Consider the following 1,786-nt stretch of genomic DNA (forward strand, 5'->3'; position numbering starts at 1 on the left):
CAGCTCAATGAAAGGCCGAGAAAGACCTTGCTCTATCAGACGCCGGCTGAGAAGTTCGCAGAATGTGTTGCAGCGATCGGTTGAACTCGCCACCCTTAGCGGACATCAAACCTCTGGCACACATTGATTTCTTTCGGTTAGCGTGTAGAACGGTGGTCGGGTGCTCGCTGCATGTGGCAGTGACAGGTCAAGCGATGGTCGGGCCGCCACGCGGAAAGCGTGCGCCCAATGATCCGTCGAAGATCAGACGAAGAAATCCTCCCGTGCCAATCCCTCACCGGGCGGGCCGTGAATGTGCCCCTGCTGTTTCTTGCAGTCGCGGTGGCCCTCCCAGCCGTCCTGTTCGCAAATTCAGCCGCGGCAGCATCCACAACTGGCCCGTATTCGGCTCAGCCCGTCTTCCTGTTCGGCATTCCGGTTGATTTCATTCTGTTCGGCCTGACACTGGTGAGTGTAGCGGTGTTCCACCACAAGACGCTTGAGGTGGCGTTGACCGGGCTCGTGGCCGTTACACTTTACAAGCTCGTGTTTACCGGCTTCCGACAAGGCGCGGGCCTGAGCGGCCTGATGCTCCAGCTTCACCACGAATGTGTCGTTCTTGCCAACCTGTTTCTGCTGCTGATGGGTTTCGCCATCCTGTCACGCCATTTCGAGAACAGCCGAATCCCTGACGCGATGCCGGCGTTGCTGCCAAACGGGTGGAGCGGCAGCCTGGTCCTGCTTGCGATTGTATTCGTGATGTCGGGCTTCCTCGACAATATTGCCGCGGCCCTGATCGGCGGCACCATGGCGCGGCACTTGTTCAAGGGCAAAGTACATATCGGTTACCTTGCCGCCATCGTTGCAGCCGCTAATGCGGGCGGCGCAGGCAGCGTCGTCGGCGATACCACCACCACCATGATGTGGATCGACGGCATCAGCCCGCTGCGGGTCGTCGAGGCCTACGTCGCGGCTGTCGCCGGCTTCCTGATCTACGGGATACCGGCTTCACTGGTACAACACCGCCATTCCCCGATAGAGAAGGATGCGCAGCGTGGCCTGCAGATCGATTGGACTTATGTGGGCGTCGTCGCGGCAATCCTGATCATCGCTGTTCTGGCCAACGTCATCGCCAACCTGAAATTACCGGCATTGCTCGATGCCATCCCCGTGATCGGACTTGCGGTATGGATCGTCATTCTCGCGGCCGCGCCGCTGCGTCGGCCGGATTGGGCGATCATGCCGGAAACGTTCAAGGGCACGGTCTTCCTTCTGGCCCTTGTCACCAATGCGTCCTTTATGCCGGTCGAGGAATTGCCGGGAGCCTCGTGGCAAACGGCGCTGGGGCTCGGCTTCCTGTCTTCCGTGTTCGACAACATCCCGCTGACGGCGCTTGCACTCAAGCAGGGCGGCTACGACTGGGGTTTCCTTGCATATACCGTGGGCTTCGGCGGTTCGATGATCTGGTTCGGCTCGTCTGCGGGCGTTGCGATCTCCAATATGTATCCGGAGGCCAAGTCGGTCGGCCTGTGGCTGCGGCACGGCTGGTTTGTCGCGGTAGCGTATATTGTGGGCTTCTTCGTGATGTTCGCCATTGTTGGTTGGAATCCTGACGCTCCACACAAAAAGCGTGTTGCGCTAGATGTGAACTATCAACTGGACGTGGCTGGCCGCCCGTAAGACGAGCCTAGCGCGGATGGAACGTCGGCAATTGGCGGCGAGTTCAACCGATCGCTGCAACACATTCTGCGAACTTCTCAGCCGGCGTCTGATAGAGCAAGGTCTTTCTCGGCCTTTCATTGAGCTG

Annotated in this window: 1 protein-coding gene; it reads left to right on the forward strand. The window is 59.4% G+C overall.

The genetic code is table 11. The features are described from left to right. Nucleotides 1–402: 402 nt before the first annotated feature. Entirely contained in the window at nt 403–1,659 is a 1,257-nt protein-coding gene (locus N554_RS0130490) for a citrate transporter (RefSeq protein ID WP_197033810.1), read from the forward strand. The last annotated feature ends 127 nt before the right edge of the window (nt 1,660–1,786 follow it).

Source organism: Bradyrhizobium sp. URHD0069 (genome assembly GCF_000701345.1).
Classification (GTDB): domain Bacteria; phylum Pseudomonadota; class Alphaproteobacteria; order Rhizobiales; family Xanthobacteraceae; genus Bradyrhizobium.